Source organism: Paenibacillus sp. FSL H8-0315 (assembly GCF_038005365.1).
Classification (GTDB): Bacteria; Bacillota; Bacilli; order Paenibacillales; family Paenibacillaceae; genus Paenibacillus_AQ; species Paenibacillus_AQ odorifer.
The window spans coordinates 6,022,750-6,045,308 of the sequence record NZ_JBBOTA010000001.1 but is presented as its reverse complement, the minus strand read 5'-3'; the positions used below and the strand labels follow the sequence as shown (position 1 = coordinate 6,045,308).

20 protein-coding genes are annotated in these 22,559 nt (G+C 44.2%); 4 read left to right on the top strand and 16 right to left on the bottom strand.

The genetic code is table 11. The features are described from left to right. Nucleotides 1–34: 34 nt before the first annotated feature. The 8 genes from MHB56_RS26235 to MHB56_RS26200 all read right to left on the bottom strand — a co-directional run bounded on the left by MHB56_RS26235 (nucleotide 35) and on the right by MHB56_RS26200 (nucleotide 6,442). Nucleotides 35–331 (bottom strand): YlaN family protein, encoded by a 297-nt coding sequence (locus MHB56_RS26235; protein WP_036686156.1) that lies wholly within the window; start codon nucleotides 329–331, stop codon nucleotides 35–37. 202 nt (nucleotides 332–533) lie between these two features. Then, nucleotides 534–779: an HPr family phosphocarrier protein gene (locus tag MHB56_RS26230; protein WP_036686154.1), complete on the bottom strand. Its 246-nt coding sequence runs from the start codon at nucleotides 777–779 to the stop codon at nucleotides 534–536. 106 nt (nucleotides 780–885) lie between these two features. After that, nucleotides 886–2,001, bottom strand: a complete 1,116-nt coding sequence (locus MHB56_RS26225) for an aminopeptidase (RefSeq protein WP_076136119.1) — start codon at nucleotides 1,999–2,001, stop codon at nucleotides 886–888. Nucleotides 2,002–2,096: 95 nt separating this feature from the next. After that, on the bottom strand, nucleotides 2,097–2,924 hold the full coding sequence (locus MHB56_RS26220) for a hypothetical protein (RefSeq protein ID WP_341144184.1): 828 nt from the start codon (nucleotides 2,922–2,924) through the stop codon (nucleotides 2,097–2,099). A 104-nt stretch (nucleotides 2,925–3,028) separates the two neighbouring features. Further along, nucleotides 3,029–3,181, bottom strand: coding sequence for a hypothetical protein (locus MHB56_RS26215; RefSeq protein ID WP_175618950.1), 153 nt, complete (start codon nucleotides 3,179–3,181; stop codon nucleotides 3,029–3,031). A gap of 486 nt (nucleotides 3,182–3,667) precedes the next feature. Then, complete coding sequence (locus MHB56_RS26210; protein ID WP_341144183.1) at nucleotides 3,668–3,835, bottom strand: hypothetical protein; 168 nt, start codon at nucleotides 3,833–3,835, stop codon at nucleotides 3,668–3,670. A 129-nt stretch (nucleotides 3,836–3,964) separates the two neighbouring features. Further along, entirely contained in the window at nucleotides 3,965–4,141 is a 177-nt protein-coding gene (locus tag MHB56_RS26205) for a hypothetical protein (RefSeq protein ID WP_341144182.1), read from the bottom strand. A 297-nt stretch (nucleotides 4,142–4,438) separates the two neighbouring features. Next, a complete protein-coding gene (locus tag MHB56_RS26200) occupies nucleotides 4,439–6,442 on the bottom strand; it encodes a sensor domain-containing diguanylate cyclase (RefSeq protein ID WP_076219420.1) in 2,004 nt (667 codons plus the stop codon). A 400-nt stretch (nucleotides 6,443–6,842) separates the two neighbouring features. Between MHB56_RS26200 and rpsD the strand changes: the two genes are divergently transcribed. Together rpsD and MHB56_RS26190 are read left to right on the top strand one after the other, a co-directional pair. Then, nucleotides 6,843–7,442: a 30S ribosomal protein S4 gene (gene rpsD, locus MHB56_RS26195; protein ID WP_036686147.1), complete on the top strand. Its 600-nt coding sequence runs from the start codon at nucleotides 6,843–6,845 to the stop codon at nucleotides 7,440–7,442. Between the two features lie 244 nt (nucleotides 7,443–7,686). Then, a complete protein-coding gene (locus MHB56_RS26190; RefSeq protein ID WP_341144181.1) occupies nucleotides 7,687–10,602 on the top strand; it encodes a transglycosylase domain-containing protein in 2,916 nt (971 codons plus the stop codon). 83 nt (nucleotides 10,603–10,685) lie between these two features. Here the strand turns inward: MHB56_RS26190 and acsA are convergent, their stop codons facing one another. After that, the gene (gene acsA / locus MHB56_RS26185; protein ID WP_076129125.1) at nucleotides 10,686–12,410 is read right to left on the bottom strand and encodes an acetate--CoA ligase; all 1,725 of its coding nucleotides are present in this window, start codon (nucleotides 12,408–12,410) and stop codon (nucleotides 10,686–10,688) included. Between the two features lie 159 nt (nucleotides 12,411–12,569). Between acsA and MHB56_RS26180 the strand changes: the two genes are divergently transcribed. Next, nucleotides 12,570–13,202: a GNAT family N-acetyltransferase gene (locus MHB56_RS26180; protein WP_341144180.1), complete on the top strand. Its 633-nt coding sequence runs from the start codon at nucleotides 12,570–12,572 to the stop codon at nucleotides 13,200–13,202. Between the two features lie 3 nt (nucleotides 13,203–13,205). Here the strand turns inward: MHB56_RS26180 and MHB56_RS26175 are convergent, their stop codons facing one another. From MHB56_RS26175 to MHB56_RS26165, 3 genes are all read right to left on the bottom strand, one after another. Next, a complete protein-coding gene (locus tag MHB56_RS26175) occupies nucleotides 13,206–13,901 on the bottom strand; it encodes a 5'-methylthioadenosine/adenosylhomocysteine nucleosidase (protein WP_076183358.1) in 696 nt (231 codons plus the stop codon). Between the two features lie 92 nt (nucleotides 13,902–13,993). After that, nucleotides 13,994–15,004, bottom strand: a complete 1,011-nt coding sequence (gene ccpA, locus MHB56_RS26170) for a catabolite control protein A (protein WP_036686140.1) — start codon at nucleotides 15,002–15,004, stop codon at nucleotides 13,994–13,996. 252 nt (nucleotides 15,005–15,256) lie between these two features. Then, the gene (locus MHB56_RS26165; protein WP_076129122.1) at nucleotides 15,257–15,721 is read right to left on the bottom strand and encodes a hypothetical protein; all 465 of its coding nucleotides are present in this window, start codon (nucleotides 15,719–15,721) and stop codon (nucleotides 15,257–15,259) included. A gap of 209 nt (nucleotides 15,722–15,930) precedes the next feature. Here MHB56_RS26165 and MHB56_RS26160 point away from each other — a divergent pair, with 209 nt between their 5' ends. After that, nucleotides 15,931–16,455 carry a type 1 glutamine amidotransferase domain-containing protein gene (locus tag MHB56_RS26160; RefSeq protein ID WP_076189861.1) on the top strand — a complete coding sequence of 175 codons (525 nt, stop codon included), beginning with the start codon at nucleotides 15,931–15,933 and terminating at the stop codon, nucleotides 16,453–16,455. A gap of 91 nt (nucleotides 16,456–16,546) precedes the next feature. Here MHB56_RS26160 and MHB56_RS26155 read toward each other — a convergent pair whose 3' ends face one another. From MHB56_RS26155 to MHB56_RS26140, 4 genes are all read right to left on the bottom strand, one after another. After that, a complete protein-coding gene (locus MHB56_RS26155) occupies nucleotides 16,547–17,947 on the bottom strand; it encodes a DUF4179 domain-containing protein (protein WP_341144179.1) in 1,401 nt (466 codons plus the stop codon). Beyond that, nucleotides 17,940–18,470: a sigma-70 family RNA polymerase sigma factor gene (locus MHB56_RS26150; RefSeq protein WP_341144178.1), complete on the bottom strand. Its 531-nt coding sequence runs from the start codon at nucleotides 18,468–18,470 to the stop codon at nucleotides 17,940–17,942. The genes MHB56_RS26155 and MHB56_RS26150 overlap by 8 nt, the downstream gene beginning before the upstream one ends. Before the next feature lie 176 nt (nucleotides 18,471–18,646). Further along, entirely contained in the window at nucleotides 18,647–20,416 is a 1,770-nt protein-coding gene (ptsP, locus tag MHB56_RS26145; protein ID WP_036686134.1) for a phosphoenolpyruvate--protein phosphotransferase, read from the bottom strand. Further along, nucleotides 20,413–22,299 (bottom strand): glucose PTS transporter subunit IIA, encoded by a 1,887-nt coding sequence (locus MHB56_RS26140; protein WP_036686132.1) that lies wholly within the window; start codon nucleotides 22,297–22,299, stop codon nucleotides 20,413–20,415. Before MHB56_RS26140 ends, ptsP begins: the two co-directional genes overlap by 4 nt. Nucleotides 22,300–22,559: the final 260 nt, after the last annotated feature.

The window sequence follows — 22,559 nt, the reverse complement described above, 5'->3', positions numbered from 1 at the left end:
TGTGCGCTTCTATAAATACTTAAGAAACCGATATTTATTCTTCCTTCGCTTTGTTGTTCAAAGCCTCGTAGAGTACTGCTAAGTTACGCTCCAGCTTACTTAGTACCATCTTACCAGTAATCTCTGGGACCAAACCTGCTCTAACCGCAAAATCCACTTCTCTGGAGAAACCGTACATCTGGGTATCCAGCACTTCCTCATAGAGAGGGCAGTAGCGTGTTGCCAGATTCTCCATCTGCACTTCTATAAGTTGCTGAATTTTATCGGCATCTTCTTGTAGAAGATTGATTGCTTTAAGATTATACTGTTCCTGTAATTCCGATGAAGTCATGCCTCTATCCCCCCCATGTCCAAAAGTTAAGCTGCTTTTACTATTTTACTTAATATTAGACGAAATCCGGTATCAATACAACAATTCAGTTTATACTAACCATATATTTAAAAGAACCTGCTGCGTTATCCTATCAAGTTTCGTATCTACTTCTAGAAAAAACGCCCCACCGAAAACCGGTAGGACGTTTTTAGCACGACTATTACTCAGCAACAACTGTGAATTTCAAACCGTGTTTTGCAAACACTTCAGTCATTGCCTTCTTAGCTTCTTCAGCATCTGCCCCATGAACATGAAGCTCATAGCTTTGGCTGGATACCAAAGTAGTGAACAAACCAAGGATACTTTTAACATCAATGTACTTGTTGTCCGCTTGAAGAACGATTGAAGAGTTGAACTGGCCTGCCGTTTGGGCAATATCGACAATTGCCGCATTGTTACTGGACATAGAAATCCCTCCGCAACTTGATTATAAAACTTTAGTCTTTTGTTATCATTTCTTATGATACATTGAATCCGCTTACTTGTGCAAGGAGTTTTCTTGTTATTACATTTTATTTCAAGTTTTCAGGATTCAGACCTTCGAGTTCCGGCAACACAAAAATTCCATCCTTACGAATCAATACATCGTCAAAATAAATTTCTCCGCCGCCATAATCTGGACGTTGGATCAACACAAGATCCCAGTGAATGGAGGAGCGGTTACCGTTATCTGTAACATCATATGCTTGTCCTGGCGTAAAGTGCAGGCTGCCTGCGATTTTTTCGTCAAAAAGAATATCATTCATCGGGTGAAGAATGTAAGGGTTAAAACCAATAGCGAATTCGCCAATATGACGTGCGCCGTCATCTGAATTCAAAATTTCGTTCAAACGGGCGGAGTCATTGCTGGTGGCTTCAACAATTTTTCCGTTCTCAAATGTAAATTTGATATTTTCAAAGGTCACTCCATTATATACTGACGGTGCATTATAGCTGATCGTTCCATTTACAGAATCGCGAACTGGGGCGCTGTAAACCTCGCCATCCGGAATATTTTTTTGCCCGGAGCATTTCTCTGCACCGATTCCTTTAATCGAGAACTTAAGATCTGTTCCAGCACTCAAAATATGTACCTTATCCGTTCTGCGCATGAGATCAGCTAAAGCATCCTGAGCCTTGTCCATCTTGGCGTAATCCAAATTACACACTTCGAAATAAAAGTCCTCAAACGCTTCAGTGCTAATATTCGCAAGCTGAGCCATGCTCGCATTCGGATAACGCAGTACTACCCACTTCGTATGCTTCACACGTTGTTCGCTATGCACTGGATGAGAGTACAACGAGTTATACAATTTCATATTTTCTTCAGGAACATCGGACAGATCGTTCACATTCTCACCTGCACGAATCCCGATATAACAATCCATTTGCTTCATCCGGTTCAAGTCAATTTCAGCCCATGTCTGAAGACTCTCACGAGTTGCGTATTTAAGCATGCTGCGCAGGACTGTACGATCTGTTAATTGTACAAAAGCATGACCGCCGGCCTTGCCGATCTCCTCTACAACAGCTTTGATTAAATCTCTTTCATTGCCAATCATTTCGACGAGCACGTTCTCGCCTGGCTGGACATTTACGGAATAACCGACTAGGTTAGCTGCCAGCTTTTGAATTCTGGGATCTTTCATTGTGTATTCTTCCTTCCTCTGTCTAAAAAATAAGCAAGCTTTTCTATTGTAGCACGCCCTGTATGGAGCGCAAGACCTGTGGGATAATGTGAAAATCAACGAAAGCCTGAAAAATTCACCTGTGATACATAAGTTTCATTATCAGATTCATTCCCCGCTTCCGAATAGGTAACCTTACGATTTAAGGTGAGCTTTCTCGGCAGATTATGTTTTGTATCAACGGTTAAATGGTAGACAGTTTCAACATTAGCTTGTTTCAGCTTTTGCTGTAATTCATTATTTTTCTTCTCCCATAGCTCCATCAAAGCTTGCGTAACCGCCTGATCGTTCTTTGTTATTTTTCCTGCAGAATCTGGTGTTTCAGGTCGAAGGTCTTGCATCTCTTTTTCCAATTCAGCAGTCAGCTGCTTTCTGGCCTCAGCAGGCGTCAGCTCGATCCGCAGCACATTTGTCCCTCTGCCTGCACCCGCATCTTCAGTCACATTAGCCTCCATGGATTGCAGCTCCTCCAGCTGTTTCAACGGATTAAGCAAAACAAGCGGATTTCCGTCCTCAGAGGAACCTTCGGTGGTCAACGCTACCCATTCCCCCTCTTTTTTCTCTAGCTGACTATGGAAAGCTTTCATAGAAGTGATGCTGCTTTTTAAATCTTTAGCGCTATTTGCTGATTTTTTTGTGGCTGAGGATTTATCAGGAAGCAGTGTATACAGATTGACCTTCTTATGGTCCTGTACTGTGCCTTCGTAAAATATCATGGATTCCGGAACGGTCTTTCCACCTTTTGTAAGCATGGTTGACCCTTTAAAAGTAACCCCATCGCTGCCCGTTATACCCGCTAACACCAAACTTAGATCTTCCTTGGCTGGTTTGTCTCTAATAACGCTGCAACCGCTGTTGAACACGCAGGACAAGGTAAAAATCATAAGAACTAACCCCTTCAGTAATAATGACTTTCTCACGGTCATCAGGCCTTTCTTGGAGTATTTTACTTTACAGCCCACTATAGGGTTCTCCCTTCCTGCGCGCCTTATACAGATGCAAATACGTTGCTGTAATCGGTTTCCATACATTGCTCTAACTTATGCGCATTCGTCGCTTGCTTCTGAATGTCAGTACATACCACCTTCAGACTCACGAAGTTACCGCTGCCAGTCGCCGCGCCGTTGTCTCTATCGGACACAGCTGACCTTAATTACAGTATTTTGCGGTATTTCGTATGCCAGCGGACTCCAGCGCAGCTATTGACCTTAAAAACGCACAAAATGAGTCCTTTTCCAAGCAATAGCGTCTCTGGTGTCCGAAACCTTGCTTAAAAAGCTAAAATCATGCTAATAACGTCATCTGGGTCCGAATGCATCGCAGCGGCATATTTGATACACAGTCGAAGCAGCCAACCAACTATCAAAAACAATGACCAGCGACTCTCCAATTACGGGAGAACCGCTGGTCAAATGCCGATGTGCGAATATTACCGATGCCAGTTGCCGCACCGTTATCTCTAACGGACACAGCTGACCCTTAACGCAGCATTTCCCGATATTTCCCATACCAACGGACTCCAGCGCAGCAATTGACCTTAAAAACGCACAAAATGAGTCCTTTTCCAAGCAATAGCGTCTCTGGTGTCCGAAATCTTGCTTAAAAAGCTAAAATCATGCCAATAACGTCATCTGGGTCCGAAGGCCTCGCAGCATGATGAATACACCAGTCGAAGCAGCGAGCCAACTAACAAAACAATGACCAGCAACTCCTTATTACGGGAGAACCGCTGGTCAAATGCCGATGTGCGAATATTACCGCTGCCAATCGCCACCCCGTTGTCTCTATCGGACACAGCTGACTCTTAACGCAGCATTTCCCGATATTTCCCATACCAACGGACACCAGCGCAGCTATTGACCTTAAAAACGCACAAAATGAGTCCTTTTCCAAGCAATAGCGTCTCTGGTATCCGAAACCTCACTTAAAAAGCTAAAATCATGCCAATAGCGCCATATGGGTCCGAATGCATCGCAGCGGCATATTTGATACACAGTCGAAGCGCCAGCCAACTATTAAAAACAATGAGCAGCAACTCCTTATTACGGGAGAACCGCTGTTCAAATGCCAATGCGCGAATATGACCGCTGCCAGTCGCCACGCCGTTATCTCTATCGGACACAGCTGACCCTTAACGCAGCATTTCCCGATATTTCCCATACCAACGGACTCCATTGCAGCTATTGACCCGAAATGCGCCCGATATGCCCCCATTACTAAGCAATAGTGTCTCTGGTGTCCGAAAACATGCCCCAAAGGCAAAATACACGCCAATAACGTCAGCTGAGTCCGCAAGCCTCGCAGCATGATGGATACACAGTCGAAGCAACCAGCCATCTGCCAAAACAAAAAGCAGCGACTCTCCAATAACGGGAGAACCGCTGCTCTGCTATTTTTTTTACTTATGAGGCAATCCCTTCACACCGCTGCCATTCTCTTTAGTGTCAACGATCACTTGGTTACGCCCATTGTTCTTAGCTTTATACAGTGCCATATCTGCTCGATAGAACAGGGATTCGACGCTTACACGTTCGTCCATCCAGCTCCATTCTGCTATACCGCAGGACACTGTTACATTAGGTTCGGTCTCATTCATCACTCGCTTACGAATACGTTCAGCCACATTTACTGCCTGTTCTACTCCCATTAATGGTAAATAGACCGACAGTTCTTCTCCACCCCACCTCGCAGCAATATCCCCTTGACGGATGGAGGACTTCACAATTTCACTGACCTCTTTTAAGATCTTGTCGCCCTTTTGATGACCATAGGTATCATTCACCATCTTGAACTGATCGATATCCACAACAATTAAGCAACCGCAAAAATCTGTAGACTGCCGTTCCTTTATTTCTTCGTCCAGATAATGACGAGCATAAAGTCCAGTTAGGCTATCTCTGTTCGCTAAACGTCTAACTTCGGCATGCAGCCTTGCATTCCCTACAGCTAGTCCAATATGCCCCGCCATCGCCTGAAGCAATCTGTAATTGTCATAAGAGAAATAATGGGCATCGCGATGCGCCAACATGATGGCACCACGCACTTCACCACCTACACTTAAAGGTGTGGCAATCAGCGACTGCGACCCGGTAGCATTCATTAAACGAGAAGTAGTATTAGGATTATCTATGTAGTTAGACATGATTAATGATTCCCCAGTAGTATAGACCTTCCCGCCTAAACCTTGTCCTACTTCTAAAATTTCATTTTGCAAGGAGGAATGATTGCAAGCAATAACCTCTAGCCCGCCCTTTTCTTCGTTCATATGTAAAATACAGCAGTAGTCAGCGCCAAACATCTCAAGCAGCTCTTCAAACGCAAATTGAAAAATATCCCCTAAACGCAAGCTCTGATTCAGCCGTTGTGTAAGTTCGTTACTCATACGCAGCTCACGAATGAGCTGATTGGAGCGTTCATACAGCTTGGCATTCTCAAAAGCAGTACCTGCGGTATCCGCCACCATCGAGAGAAACCGTAAATCTACATCCATAAAGATCGAGTTATCCATCACCATGTGGAATACGCCATAAACCCCTTGCTTCCCGCCTAGCGGAAGACCAATCTCTACAATGTGTTGATCTTCAGTGTTGGTGTTCAGAGCAACACGGCCGTCTTTAAATGCTCTAGCGCAGACATCATCACTGGACATCTGAAACGGTAAAGGTTTGACCTGCGGATGAGTGCTGCGGTGATCTTGCGACATAAACAGCTCAAGCCTGGCACCAGGGTACATTGCAGAAATGCTATCTATAACCTCCGTAAGCACAGCGTTCACATCAATATTGTCATGCATCCGCTGAACGATCTGAAATAACAAGGAGCGGCGATTGCTCTCACGTTCAGCATGTTGATGAACACTCGCAAGATCAGTTACAAAAATATGTTCAAACTTATGATAGAATATGGTCCGGTACTGCAAAGATATAGCCTCAGCAGTATCTCGTCCACCCATTAAATATTGTTGTGTCGGCATAGCACAGCCCAGGAAGGCAAAAATTTCTTTGTCAACGCGAGTGATGAGCGGTATAGTAAAAAAGCTCATATCCTGACCCTGCACCGTAAGTTGAACAGATGAGGTTGCGCCAGAAAGTAAACTAGCTGCAGCCGCTTGCTCCCATTGGTGCCTCCATCGTTCTTGCTGATCGGCAATATTAGCAAAATATCTGCCTTCAAAATTCAGCACACACCAATCCCATGATTTAGCGAATGGTAGAGCCTCTAGCCCATCGATCCATTCCTCGAAGCTGTCTGCAATCAGATTGGCCAAATATGGGAAGTCATGGGACACTATTTCCGTTTCCCTAAGCCAGGCGGTGGGATCTTCGGAATCTCTACTAGTGTGCAATTTGTCCTGTATCAGCATACGACTGTCTTGAGAAGCGTATGCTTTCTGTTCTGACATAACGAAGATCCCCTTTGCTTCTCATTTAAGAAAAAAAACCTTCCCAATTAACATCTAATTAACTATATTTTACTCCCTTTCTTTGTGTATTGCATTATATTTTCCTTATTTCCGGGATTTTTTTTAGGACCAAAGAACTAACGACAAAGAATGACAAAAACTCTTTTAATATGCGCTTGACTTTATATGCTACTTTCATATAATATTTATTGTTGAACAAGACTGTAACAAGTCTTACTTGGGCGTAACGTTGTGTCACCCTCACGCATTTCGTTACTGCCAGGGCAGCGGCTGAACTTCCCTGGTAGTGTGGAAGCCAATAATGCTAATCACGGATACGAAATGCGGCGCAAATAGAGCCCTAACCTGAAATTTCAAATATAAAGGAGTCTACTATAACATGGCACGTTACACCGGACCTAAATTCAAACTCAGCCGCCGTCTGGGCATTTCCCTTAGCGGTACAGGCAAAGACCTGAAACGCCCTTTCCCACCAGGACAACACGGCGCTAACCAACGCAGAAAAGTAAGTAACTACGGAATGCAGCTTTTGGAAAAACAAAAACTGCGTCACATGTACGGCTTGGGAGAGAAACAATTCCGTACTCTCTTCGCTAAAGCACAAAAACTTCCAGGTCTTGCGGGCGAAAACTTCATGTTCTTGCTTGAAAGCCGCTTGGACAACCTAGTTTACCGTCTTGGATTTGCTAACTCCCGTGCTGGAGCACGTCAGTTGGTATCCCACGGACACGTAACTGTAAACGGCAAAAAAGTCGACATCGCTTCTTACCGTGTAAGCTTGGGCGACGTTATCGGTCTTCGCGAGAAGAGCCAAGGCATGGCTTCCATTAAAGAAGCTCTTGCTAACCGTAACCACCTTCCAGCTTACCTGGAATATGCTGAAGGATCTTTCGAAGGTAAATATATTCGTTTGCCAGAACGTTCCGAGCTTTCCCAGGATATCGATGAGAAACAAATCGTCGAGTTCTACAACCGTTAATATCTCGCTTTTAGCAGGTATGACCAAAGCCTCCGGATTAATCCGGGGGCTTTTTGTTATGTCAATATCCTAAATTCCATGCCGTTTGTAGAAGGTTACGCTTCCGCAAATCATACCCTAAATTACTTTATTTATAATTTTTGCACAAAAGTCGAATCTTAAGACCATGAGAATCAGGTAGAAGCGCATTCAAAAACGCCAATTTATGCTATAATAATTCCGTTAAAAGGAGGAATTATCGTCGATGGCTCAAGAGAACAAGAAAAAAAACGCTAAGAAGCCTTCACCCCGCAGATCCGCCCTAAGCAGGTTCGGTTCTGTAGTTAAGTGGATGTTTATTCTTGGAATAATAGGCGTTCTATTTGCCGGTGGTGCTGTAGCAGGCTATGTCGCTTCCATTGTGAAGGATGAACCTGTTCGCTCCGAAGAAATGATTCAGCAGCAGGTCAGTCAAAATGCGATCACCGGATTCGCTTATTTCCGAGACGGCGCACCGATCGGCCAGCTTCGGACAGAAGAAGACCGAAGGCTCATTGAATTCAACGATATCCCCCAGCTTATTATCGATGCAGTTCTCGCTATAGAGGACAATAATTTTAATGAGCATAATGGCGTGGATTTCAAAGGCACCTTACGTGCCGTCAAACAAAAGCTTCTCAATGAATCCGTTCAGACCGGAGGCAGTACACTCACCCAGCAGCTCGCAAGACGTGTATTCCTGAATCTGGATCGGACAGAAGATCGCAAAGTAAAAGAAATTCTACTTTCTCTTAGATTGGAACGCTTCTTGACCAAGCAAGAAATATTAACGGCTTATCTGAATAAGGTTCCTTTCGGCAATGGCTCGAATGGCTACAATGTATTCGGAATTAAAGCAGCAGCCAAGGGAATATTCGGTCTAGACGATCTGGACAAATTGAACGTGGCTCAAGCAGCTTATTTGGCTGGTCTTCCGCAGCTCCCTTCCACTTATTCTGCATTTAATGGCATAGGTGAATTCAACGAAAAAGCTTTCAACAGAGCTATGGACCGTCAACATCTTGTACTTCGTCGTATGCTTGAAGAGAATAAGATTACTACCTCTCAATATGATGAAGCCCTTCAATTTGATATCAAGAGTTCTCTGGCGCCGCACACCAAAAAAGCCTATGCTACCTATCCATATCTGATGATGGAGACTGAGCGTAAAGCATCCGAGATCCTTCTATCATTGAATGAAGAGAAAAATGGCACAACGGATGCCAATAGCACTACTGACAATGCCGTGTTACTTGAGGAAGCAAGACAGCAGCTCATGACCGGCGGTTATCGAGTCTACACAACCATTGATAAAAAAGTTTACAATGCAATGCATAGTGTCTCAGAAGACAGCAATAATTTTACTAAAGACAGCAAAACCAAAGGTATGGAACAAACGGCTGGCATGTTAATCGACAACAAAAGCGGAGCCATTCTCGGCATGATTGAGGGTCGCGACTTCAATATTGAGCAGATGAATTATGCTACCCAAATGATCCGTCAGCCCGGATCGACTATGAAGCCAATTTCAGCTTATTTACCAGCCTTAGATGCAGGGCTGATTCAGCCTGCCGGGATTGTGGATGACGCGCCAATTATTCTAAAAGACGGCGGAAAAGGATTCCACATTCCTAAGAATGCCAATAATCGCTATCAAGGTCTGGTCACTGCCCGTTACGCACTTAACAAATCGCTCAACTTGCCTGCGCTTAAGCTGTTTAATGAAAAGGTCGGAATAGAGAAATCTTGGGCCTTTACTAAAAAGCTGGGGATCTCCACCCTCACAGATGATGATTACAGCGCGCAGACTGGGGTTATAGGCGGTCTGAAATACGGAGTATCCGTAGAAGAGTTAACCAATGCCTATTCCGCTATCGGTAACCAAGGAGCTTTTAATGATGCCTACATGATTGAGAAAATCGTCAATTCAGAGGGCAAAATTATCTATCAGCACAAGGTTAATCCTGAGCAAGTATTCTCTAAGCAAACAGCTTACCTAATGACAGATATGCTGCGAACTGTAATTACAGAGGGTACAGCCAGCACAGTAAAAAGAGAATATAAACACTCTAAAGAAATTCCGATTGTCGGTAAGACTGGATCTACCCAGAATTATGGAGACGTATGGTTTATGGGCTACACTCCTGATGTCACACTGGGAATGTGGGTCGGCTACAAAGAGCAAATCAACACTCTTACGGGAGATACACAAAAACGTCAAGCCCAAACATTATGGGCAAAAGTGTTGAATGCTGTCATTGATAAGCAGCCGGAACTATTCGTCACAGACAAATTTGCACAACCTGAGGGAATTATCAAAAAGACAGTTTCCGCATATAGCGGCAAATTGCCAACATCCCTGACTGATAAATTCACAACGGATATATTTAATACAAAATATGTGCCAAAAGAGAGCGACGACGGGATTTCCAAAGCCAAGTATATTACTTACAAAGGCGTCAATTATATCCCGTTGGAAGGCACTCCAGAGGAGTTCCTAAAGGAAAAAATCGTCGTTAAACGTGAGAAGCCGATACAGGAATTAGTCAAAGAACTCCTGGCTGCCTTCCCTAAGATGAAGGATCATAAATCACTGGAGTATTATATGCCAGCCGATGCCAAGACGGATTTCCCAACAGAAGTTGATCCACGTGTGGACGATGGGGCTTCCCCTGCTGCTCCCGGAAATGTTAACGTCTCTTATAGCACTGGTAAAGCGGTCATCAGCTTCTCCGCTAGCAGCTCGGCAGATGTTGTGGGATACCGCTTATATCGTTCATTAAACGGAGGTTCTTTCCAGAAGCAATCTATACTCATGGCAGATGAGAACAAGGTATTCACACCGGGTACACCTGCAAGTGCTAATGCAACCTTTTATGTAACCGCCGTGGATGTTGCAGGTAATGAGACGGCTTCTGGCAGCGTTGCTGGAGGGATTACACCAACACCAGAAGCAACTCCTACACCTGATCAACAACCTGGTACAGAGGCGCCTACAGAGCCTGAGACGACACCAGGAGACATTATTGAGGATCCAGGTAACATTCTCCCGCTACTACCGACGGAAACACCAGTCGGCGGAGGTAACAGTACTGGGGGCAGTAATAATACCACAGCAGGTAATAATGCAGGGACACGTTAACCCAAAGATCATTAAATAAATTTACACAGCAAAACACCGTTCCCATGAATTCATCCGGGAACGGTGTTTTTTTACAATTCATTCTAATCCTCAATCGTGGATAGATCTCCTGTCGGTAGATGCAGCTCCCATGCCTTCAGTACACGCCGCATAATTTTACCTGATCGTGTCTTCGGAAGTTTATCCTTAAACTCGATTTCTCGCGGGGCAGCATGTGCAGACAGACCCGCTTTGACAAAAGCGGCGATCTCCTCTTTCAAGGCAGCAGTTGGAGTATAACCTTCTCTAAGCGAGATAAAAGCCTTAATAATCTCCCCCCGCACAAGATCCGGTTTGCCGATTACACCCGCTTCTGCCACTGCCGGATGCTCCACTAATTTGCTTTCCACTTCAAATGGACCAATACGCTCACCAGAAGAGTTGATGACATCATCAATTCGTCCCTGAAACCAGAAGTATCCTTCGTCATCCATATAAGCTGAATCGCCAGAAATGTACCAGCCAGGAATCCGGAAATATTCCTCATACTTCGTCTGATTGTTCCAGATCGTTTTCATCATGGATGGCCACGGAGTTTTTATCGCAAGATTCCCCATAGAAAAAGGCGGGAGAACATTTCCCCGGTCATCCAGAATCGCTGCTTCAATCCCCGGTAACGGACGGCCCATCGAGCCTGGTTTGATATCCATTGACGGATAATTACAAATCAATTGTGCCCCTGTTTCAGTCATCCACCAAGTATCATGAATACGCTGATTGTAAAATTTATCTCCCCAACGTACCACTTCCGGATTTAACGGTTCACCAACCGATAGAACATGGCGCAAACTGCTTAAATCAATCCCCTGTAAAGAGTGCTCCCCTGCACCCATCAACATACGAAAAGCTGTAGGTGCGCTGTACCATACAGATACCTTATTCCGTTCGATTGTCTTATACCAATCCTGAGGACTAAAGCGGCCGCCTCTGACTACATTGGTCACCCCGTTTAACCAAGGGGCAAATATGCCGTATGAAGTTCCGGTCACCCAGCCAGGATCTGCCGTACACCAGTATATATCGTCTTGACGTAGATCTAGCACTACTCTACCTGTATAATAATGTTGAATCATTGCTCTATGCACATGATAAACGCCTTTGGGCTTACCTGTAGAACCAGAAGTATAATGCATAATAAGGCCATCGTCCAAATCAAGCCATTCTAAATTAAGATCAGCAGAAACGTTAGCCATCTCTTCTGCGAATCCTAAGTTTCCTTGCTCAATATCAGTTGCTCCACCTACTAGAAAAATATGACGCAGCTCAGGAAGCTCTTCTCGCTTGACCCGATGCAGCAATTCTGGCGTAGTTACCAGCGCAACAGCCCCACTATCCTCCAAACGATCCTTAACTGCTGTTTCCATAAAGGCTTCAAATAAGGGTCCTGCTATGGCTCCGATTTTGAGAATACCTAGCAGACTGAAATACAGTTCCGGTTGGCGAGGCATAAAAATAAATACCCTATCTCCTTTACCGATGCCATATTTACGCAATACATTTCCGAACCGGTTCGACCGCTCCTGCAGATCGGCAAATGTATAGGATTCTTCCCGTACAGTGTCACTGTAGAGTAGGGCCGTTGCCGCTCCCCGCCCTTCATCCACATGGCGATCAACGGCTTCATAGGCCATATTAACCTTGCCGGTTTCATACCATGAGAAATTACGTTCAACATCCTCCCACTCAAAATTGGCTACTGCCTCCGCATAATCAGACATATTGGAGCTCTGCACACGACCCGGCAAAATTTCGCTATGGACTTGACCCATCACTCTTGCCTCCCTCACTCGTTTGATTTAAGCTTTAAGGGTAAGACTCATGTTTTAAATAATGATGTCAATGCAATGAATGTGAATTTTTTATGTCTGAATTAGTATACCATAGCAAGCGTTTACATACCATTTTTTTGATCTGAAAGGAGCACTGTCATGGAGCATCGCAAAATCCCTGTTTCCCATACTCTCTCCTATATGGGTAGAACGATAACTGTGAGCGGACCCCGATCTCCCGAGGACCTTGAAGTCCTGCATATGCATCAGGACCTTGATGCTTTCCGCAGGCCATTAGAGCAGCAAGAGGCGCTCGTAGAGATCGCCAGCTTGCCAGAGGGCCGTGTAATTACCGCAGTAGAGAATGACGTTATAGTAGGCTATGTGACCTTCCATTATCCAGATGAAATGGAGTTATGGTCACAGGGTGGTATGGAGGATCTTATTGAGCTTGGAGCGATAGAGGTGAGTAATGATTATAGAGGGGCCGGACTAGGCCGGCTGCTGGTTTCTACTGCTTTTGAGCGGGAGCAATTGGAGAATTGTATTGTTTTTACAACAGAGTATTACTGGCACTGGGATTTAAAAGGCAGTGGGCTGGACGTATGGGCCTATCGCCAGATGATGGAACGGCTGATGAAAACCGTAAATATGGTTTGGTATGCTACGGATGATCCAGAAATTTGTTCACATCCCGCTAACTGCCTAATGGTTCGCATTGGACAAGAGGTGCCCATGTCCTCCCAGGAGACCTTTGACAGAGTACGTTTTAGACAACGCTTTATGTATTGATCATTAAATATGCTGCAGCATAAATTCTAATATGGAATGGGAGCGTTGTGAAGATTGTACTGTAAATTCCCTGAAATTCACCTCAGCTGATCCATCAGACTTATCTGACATGGAGCGAATGATGACAAAGGGCGTGGCGTTCATATGACAGACTTGAGCAACCGCCGCCCCTTCCATTTCCACACAAGCTCCATCCATTTGGTCTCTTAATTCAGCTACAATCTCCGCATTAGAAATGAATTGATCACCAGATAACACCTTGCCTATCAAGTACTTTTGACCTAGCTCATTGCATGCCTTCTCAGCAAGCTGTACTAGCGCAGGGTCTGCCTGAAAGACGGAAGTCTCCTGATAAGGAATTTCGCCTCTTGCGAACCCAAGCCCCGTAGCATCCATGTCATGTTGTACACATGTAGATGCTATAACAATATCTCCAATATTCAATTCTGGATGTACTGCTCCAGCAACCCCCGTAAACAGCACACGGGATACGCCAAAATTATCAATTAGAATCTGAGTCGTAACTGCTGCATTTACTTTACCCACGCCAGATTTACAGAGCACTACGGATTTTCCTAATATGTTTCCTATGTAATATTGTATACCTGCTTTAACTTTTGTCCGCTTGTCCTCCATACCCTCTAGAAGCAGCTTGATTTCTTCATCCATAGCTCCGATTAATCCGATGACTTCACTCACAGTAAATACCTCCTTTGAAGATTTATTTAGCAAATAAAAACATAAAAAGCTCCATAAGGAGCTTTTTACGGAATAACTGTTCAGTTCTTAAATTACTTATTTAGATGATTAACCGACAAGCGGAGAATCGTTTCATGAGGCAGGATAACCCGCGGATTCTCAACGGTTTCTTTCTTCATAAGCTTGGTCAAAAGTCTCATCGCAACTGCGCCCAAATCGTACATAGGCTGAGCTACGGTTGTCAGCAAAGGACGAACCATCGAAGCCATACGAATATTATCCACACTAATGATGGAGAAATCATCCGGTACCTTCAGACCTTCATCTTGAATACTGTGAATGGCACCAATAGCCATTTCATCCGTTGCCGCAAAAATAGCGGTTGGTTTCTTCTTGAGTCCAAGGAAATACTTCATTGCTTCTACACCAGATTCATAGCGGTAGTTACCGATGCGTACCAAATCCTCTTGGTACTCGATTCCTGCCTGTTCCAATGCTTTCTTGTAACCATGGAAACGTGCATATCCATTTGCAGGATCCTGCAGTGTGCCACTGATCATAGCGATCTCACGATGACCGTGACGAATCAATGTGTTCACAGCATCAAAAGCAGCGGTTTCATGATCGATGTCAACGGAAGGATAAGTTCCCTTCTCATCCCGTGTAGCACATAGAACAATCGGAACTGCAGAAGTCTGGAAAGCTTGAATATGTTCGTCAGTTACTGTACCACCCATGAAGAGCAGACCATCGACCTGTTTCTCCAAAAGGGTATTAATGACACGAATTTCTTTCTCTTTACGCTTATCCGCGTTACACAATATGATATTGTAATGATACATGTTCGCGATATCTTCAATCCCGCGTGCAATTTCTGCAAAAATCGAGTTTGAAATATCAGGGATGACAACCCCAACGGTTGTCGTTTTCTTACTGGCAAGACCTCTTGCCACGGCATTGGGACGATATCCCAAACGTTCAATCGCTTCAAAAACTTTCTTCCGGGTCTGCGGTTTCACGTTAGGGTTATTATTCACAACCCGTGATACCGTAGCCATAGATACGCCTGCTTCTCGAGCTACATCGTAAATGGTTACCGTCAAATTACTCTCTCCATTGCGATAAATTTTATCGTTCGACTAATTAAAAATATGATACGACACTTTGTACATTTGTGCAATGATAACGCTTCATTTTCCTTTCAAAATTTCTTTCAAGGCTGAAAACGTCACCCTGGATTAAAATTGTGACCAGTGCTGGTTAACCTGTCCAAGAGCATCAATAATGTAACTTCTATCTATCGTAACAAAAAGTGAGTGAAAAATCCAACATTCCGTGAAAAATTTTCATTATTTTCACACAATTTTTTTATAATCTTCATTTTCAGTCATTTGGAAGGTTAATTGAGACAATCTTCGACTAGTTTCTTCCATCCAATGCTGGTCTGACAGCTTCTCAGCTAAACGATAGATATCGAGAAGCATATCGACTCGGGTCTGAATCCTCTCTCGGATTATCGTCTCTAGTTCTGATATTCCCCCTATTATAGTTTCTGACAAGGATTCTTTTAATACACTGGCCAATTCATTTCTCTCCGTAAACAAAAAATCTTTTCCCGGATCATCTCCACTGAGTTCTTTTACTAATTTGCCTAGATCTGCTTTAATAAACTGCAAAGGTTCATAACTAGCGCATTCTGGGCAGGTATAGACAGGAACATGAGTAATCTTCATCTTCGTATTAAAAATCAAAGAATGCATATGTAAGTTCATGAGGCCACCACAACTGCACAACTTCTCCATCAAATTATCTTTATACATCTTCTACACCTCTTGCACAAAATTAATAACGCACAAAGTTTGACTTTTTCAACTTCTATATTCGACTCCACTCGATTAAAACCCTCCTTTATTGCATATAATGATTAAATTGGCAATTTGTCTATAATTTACATCCCTAAAGATGACTTCATATTTTAAATTTGATAGAATAATGAAAGAATCATGGGAATCGAAAGGAGCTTAACTAAATGAGACTAGCCGGTAAAAAGGTCATAGCACTCGTAGACGATGAATTTGAAGATTTGGAGCTCTGGTATCCCGTGTATCGGGTGAGAGAAGAAGGTGCCGAGGTTCACTTGGCAGGTCTGGAAAAAGATAAGACGTACATCGGTAAATATGGCGTACCTGCTAAAGCAGAATACTCCTGGGACGAGCTTAATGCCGCAGATTATGATGGGATTTTGGTTCCAGGCGGCTGGGCTCCTGATAAAATCCGTAGATACAGTGCCGTTCTAAAGCTTGTACAGGATTTTAATGCGGCTAAAAAACCGATTGGGCAGATCTGCCATGCAGGCTGGGTATTAATTTCTGCTAAAATTCTGGAAGGTGTAACCGTCACCTCCACGCCAGGCATCCGTGATGACATGGAGAATGCCGGAGCCATCTGGAAGGATGAAGCTGTGGTTACGGATGGACATATCATTTCTGCTCGCCGCCCGCCAGATCTTCCGCCATACGGCAAAGCCTTTTGCGATGCACTAGCTGGGGAATAAACAGTAGGAATATAGTTAAAATCAAACAAGCCCTGTTTCTCACAATTTGAGGAACAGGGCTTTTGATTTGAGGCGTTTAAAATCCAGATGGTTATCTAATCCGCATGGAATCCGTCTCCATGATCATATTTGGATAATTTGTAAACCTAAAAGTCAAAGGTTGAGGCAGCTTTTCTTTGCCTACGTTAAGATAATAAGTTATTGTAGTTCCCTTAGCGTCTTCACGGTATTCTCTATATCTAGAATAACTCTCAGAATCATGTACAAGCCAATGTCCGCTTCCAGCACTATCCACAAAATTATCATCTATCCCAAAACCGGTTGCTTCATGCAACTCCTCAACTTTTTTGGGAATCAATAAATCCAATAATATAATCCCCTTCTCATCGTCCGCGGTCCGTTTAGAAATCGTGAGATAGCTATCAGGTTCCTTCAGAATCTGTTTGGTTTCCGTGTTAATCACTAACTCCACCTTAGATTTATCCAGTGCTGAAATCCCCTCAATTTCAAGCTTGATTGGATCATCGGGTCTCATATTGTCATTTTGGTAAATATTCGAACCACTTGCCCACATTAGTTCTTCTTGATGATCCCCTTTTCCGAGGACGAGCTTAGGTGAAAGCAAACTGAAAATCCTCATTGTATTCTCTCTGCCAAAGGTTTGTCGCATATAAATACCTGTAGGCCCAATATAAACCTGGTCCATTATAATTTTCTGTCCACCGATAGACAGACTATCCTTCAGATCAACGAGCTCTCCTTGAAAATAATTGTTATCAGCTTCCAGTGGAATTTTGACATCCATTTCTTTTATATCCTTGTTATTAAAAACTTGACCAAGAGCATCTGGAAAAAGCGATAGTGTGATATTCAACTCCTCTGGTATCTCATCCTGATATTTATCCCAGATGATTTGCTCATACATACGAGTCGTCCCAGGGGACCCAACCTCTTGTGCATTAGAAGTGCTAAACCCGCTGTATCCACTAAGGTGGTATTTATCCTCTGGAGTCTTTTTCAAAGACAAGCCAAAAAGCCGCATCTTCTGATCCGTATTGTTCTGGATTGTATAAAGCACAGCAATGCCTCTTCGGTCTGCAATGATTCCATTAACAGTCCATGTTATCCCGTCCACCTCAGGAGAAGAGATATTTACCTCCTTCATCATTCCCGCATCAAGTGCTGATTTAATCGTCAGATTATTAGCAATAACGGGTCTAAACACTTCAAGCTGACCCCAGCTTTTTGGAGGTAATTGCGCACGTACGGGATTTATCATCTGATTTGCCCAAGGCACAATTATAAGTAAGGCGAATGCCAAGACTACCAATACAACAACAGCGTACTTTTTTCTAAAAGACAAACGTGAACGGTTCCCTTGCTGCATCCCCTTGCGGATCGCGGTGTCCAGTTTTACATCCAGAATTTCTTCTGCCTCCGCATCGATTTTCTGAAAATAATCTTTAAGCAGCTTCTCTTCAGACTCAGCCATAAAATAGCTCCCCCTTCCGCTTCATTTTGTCACGCAGTTGTTTTAATCCTTTATTCAGCCATGTCTTCACTGTGCCCTCTGGTTTATCCAGCACCTCTGTAATCTCGGCAAGGGTCATATCCTTGTAATATTTGAGCACCAGCACTTGGCGATATTTGGGTTTCACTCCATCCAGCGCTTGTTCCATGTCCAGTCTGCGGTCACTTTTCATCTCCATGATCCCCTCATCACTTCGAGCAGCTTCTGCGACTGTATTCCTCTTTCGGCGCTTCAGCTCATCATTACAGCAATTAATCAAAATACGTGTTAACCAAGGAGCGAAACGCTCCGCATCTTTTAAGCTTTTTCGTTTAATCCATGCACGGCAGGTGGCCTCCTGCAAAACCTCCAGCGAATCCGCTTCATTTCGCAAATAGCTGTAAGCAATGCTATAAAGTTTTCTTTTCTGTCCAGCCACTTGCTCATAAAACAGCTCTTCGTCCGTAGCGGCCATTTCCATTTCATCATTTATAATGTGATCCATTTTCGGCCTGCCTCCCCCCTTGCCTTTATATCTAAATCGGTTCTGTGTAACTCTCTATGTATTGACTGCGCCGCAGGGCAAACGGTTTTGTTTTTTTAAAGTATGGCATAAATAAAGAAAAAGGCTCGGCAAAAATGCCGAACCTTGTTATGAATTGAATAAAAGTTACAGTAACTTTAGGATGAGGCTTTCTCCTGTAGTTCCCCGCTTGATCCAAGTGTAAGACCACTTTTTTGTGCAAACGCAGTTAACATTTCTTCCGTCTCTGAGCTTGTACGATGGTGGAAACACGCTTTGGCGATTCTTTTGGCATCCTTGGCCAATGTGTTCAGTGTGCGGTGTTTAACCTTCAGCAGCGCCTGCGGCGACATACTGAGATCTCTAATTCCCAGCTCCAGCCAAAGAGGCAAAGAACGCTCATCCGCCGCCATTTCACCACATACACTGATATCAATCTTGGCATTACGTGCCGCTTCTACCGTCATACGGATCATTCGCAGAACCGCTGGATGGTACGGATGATACATATGAGCAATTTGTTCATTCATACGGTCTACCGCTAACACATATTGAACCAAATCATTAGTGCCGATACTGAAAAAGTCAACTTCCTCAGCCAGTAAATCAGCAATCATAACCGCCGCCGGAACTTCAATCATAATACCCACAGGAAGATTCCGGTTAAAAGGGATATCTCGTTGCTCCAGCTCAGCTTTCACTTCTTCTAAAACAGCTTTTGCCGCCTGCACTTCCTCTACGGAAGAAATCATTGGAAACATTAACTTTACATTCCCGTATGCACTTGCCCGCAAAATGGCACTTAGCTGGGTTTTGAACATATCTAATCGGTCCAAGCTGATGCGAATCGCCCGGTAACCAAGGAAAGGATTCTGCTCTTCAGGCAGCTGGATATAATCCAACTGCTTGTCCCCGCCAATATCCAGCGTACGAATCACTACAGTGTTATTGCCCACCTTCTCGACAACCTGTTTATACACTTCAAATTGTTCATCCTCAGTTGGAAAAGATCTGCGGTCCATATAAAGAAACTCCGTGCGGAACAGGCCTACGCCTTCAGCTCCATACTTAAGCGCTATGTTGAGTTCTTTAACTGAACTGATATTGCCGGCAAGTCGCAGGTTCACACCATCCTTGGTAACAGCCTCCACGGTGGCGAGCAGTTCCAGTTGCTCTTTCTTTTTATGCTGTTTATCCCGAATCGCTACGTATTCATTTATCGTAAGTTCATCTGGATGGATTTGTACAGATCCGGTATCACCGTCGATCACAAGCATGTCCCCGGTCTGAATAGGATTAGACAGATTATTCTCCAAGCCTGCTACAAGAGGAATGCCTAGCGCACGAGCCATAATGGAGGAATGTGAGGTTTTACCGCCCATCATAGTGACAATACCTAGAACATAAGTTGGATTCAAGTGAGCTAGCTGGGAAGGAGACAACTCCTTCGCAACAAGAATATATGGCTGTGTATCCGATGGTAACGTAACCTCTGGAGCACCTAAAAGATGTTTTAAAAGACGGTTTCCGACATCCTTGATATCCACCGCCCGCTCCTTCATGTACTCATCGTCTAGCAGATCAAACATCGCTACAAAATGATCAATTGCTTCTTTCACAGCTACTTCTGCCGCCTTGTACTGGCGCTCAATGATCCCGCGGATTTCACTCATGAACACAGGATCATCTAAGATCGCCAGATGAGCATCAAAAATACTCGATTCCTCCGGACCCACCACTTCTCTGAACTCTTTTTTGATGAATTCAATCTCGTCCTTAGAGGTACGGATACCTTCGTATAAACGCTCAAACTCCTTAGCTAGATCCACTGGGTTCACTTGTGTATCCGGTAAGCTCCATTCCCAGTTCGGCAAGACAAAGGCCTTCCCGATAGCTACACCTGCTGCTGCGCCTATGCCTTGTATCATCCTTCAATCCCTCCAACGTTACTTTCGTGTAAGACTACGGACATTACTGATGATTGCCCCTTTTTAACATTTTTAAATGGAGCATAGCTCCATGATTTGACTCGATCAGGATTCGTGATCACCATCGGTGTAGCCAATGAGGCCGCATGTTCACGCAAATAAGCGAGGTCGAATTTAACAAGCAATTGACCTGGCTCCACGCTGTCGCCTTCTTTTACAACCGCCTCAAAGGGTCCCTTGAGCTGTGAAGTGTCGATCCCTATATGCATGAGTACCTCTAACCCTTCCGGTGTCGAAATACCCACGGCATGCATTGTAGGATAGACGTGCATAACTTTCCCGAATACGGGTGAAGTAAGTTCCCCTTTTTCCGGCAAAAATGCAACCCCATCGCCCACTAGCTTAGCCGCAAAAATGTGATCAGGCACTTCCTCAATGGGCATCATTCTACCCTGCATTGGCGAACTGAACAGCACCTGCGGTAAATCACGAAGCATAAGCTTATTAATCTCCTCGCGGATCAGTTCTGAATACGTGCCAAATACTACCTGGACATTTCCGCCGCCCAGCTTGATAATCCCAGCAGAACCTAAACCTTTAAGCGCTCCAGTATCTATATATCGGTCATTATGAACGGTAAGCCGCAGACGGGTGATACAGGACTGCACTTGTACAATATTCTCCTTGCCTCCAAGCGCCTCTAAGATCAGCGGTGCCTGATAAGGGATATTGCCGGCCCAATCCCCAAGCTCTGAACCTTCTTCACGCCCCGGTGTCGGGATTTGAAAACGGCGAATCGCCCAGCGAAATAAATTATAGTATACAATCCCGTAGCCGATACCAATCGGAATCAGCAGCCAAGCCCTCTGTGACAAATGCATGTTCAAGAAGAAATCGATGGCTCCAGCCGAATAGGAGAACCCGTGATGGATTCCCAGCATGTAGGTCAACACCATAGCGAGACCGGACATTACAGTATGTACCGCGAATAAATACGGAGAAGCAAATAAAAATGCAAATTCGATCTGCTCCGAAACCCCGGTCAGAAAACAAACCAACGCCGCCCGCACAAAAGTCTTTTTAATCTTGGGCTTCAAATCCTCGCGCGCTTCCTGAATAATTGCAAAAGCAATGGCAGGCAGCGCAAACATCATAATCGGAAACAACCCCGCCATAAAAATCCCCGCCGTAGGATCACCTGCAAAAAAACGCGGCAAATCCCCCTGAACCACAGCACTGCCATCAGGAGTCGTAAAATTCCCAAATTGAAACCAAAACACATTATTAAGAATATGATGTAGTCCAAAAGCGGTCAGAACCCTATATAGGACCCCATAGATAAAAACACCAAACCCGCCCGTCTGCAATATTCCCTGAAAAAGATTATCCAGCCCTATCTGCAGCAGCGGAGATATTCCTAACATTACCCATGCGAACCCGGCAGAAAACAAGCCCATGAACAGCAAAACAAAACGCGACCCTCCAAAAAACTGGATCGCCTCTGGAAGCTTAATATTTTTAAACCGGTTTTGCGCGACACCGGCAACGATCCCCAGCAAAATTCCGATTAGTGTTGCAGGTTGTACAAGCCCGTCTCCCATTTGGGTGACAATTCGGTCGTAAGTGAACATCCCAGCCAGCGCTGCAAGACCCGCTGTTCCGGCTTGATTGGATAACCCCCATGCTACACCTACAGCGAACAAATAAGGCATATAATAAAATATTGCCTGCCCCGCGTAAGTAGCCACTTCAGACACCGAAGAAAGTCCCCATGCAGACCAAGGTAAGCTGCCCAAACTCAGCAAAATGGCTGCCGCCGGCAGTACCATGGTAGGAAGCATTATGGCTCTGCCCAATTGCTGCAATGATCCGAGCCAATTCAAGGCTACCCTCTCCTTTCTTTCTATATTGAATGGTAAGCGCTGCGGGGATTTTTGTCAAAAGAAACTCATGAGATCATCACGTTACATTTTTAAAACAAATATTCTCACATTCCACTAAACATTTATTCATTAGTATCCATAGAACGGCTGGTATTTACGTGAGGCTGATGAATACTACAGAGTTAGAATCGAGTTTAAGTGTACTTTGTGCAACTATTTATATCGGCGTTACTCTGAGCACCTTTTAACTGCACTTCACA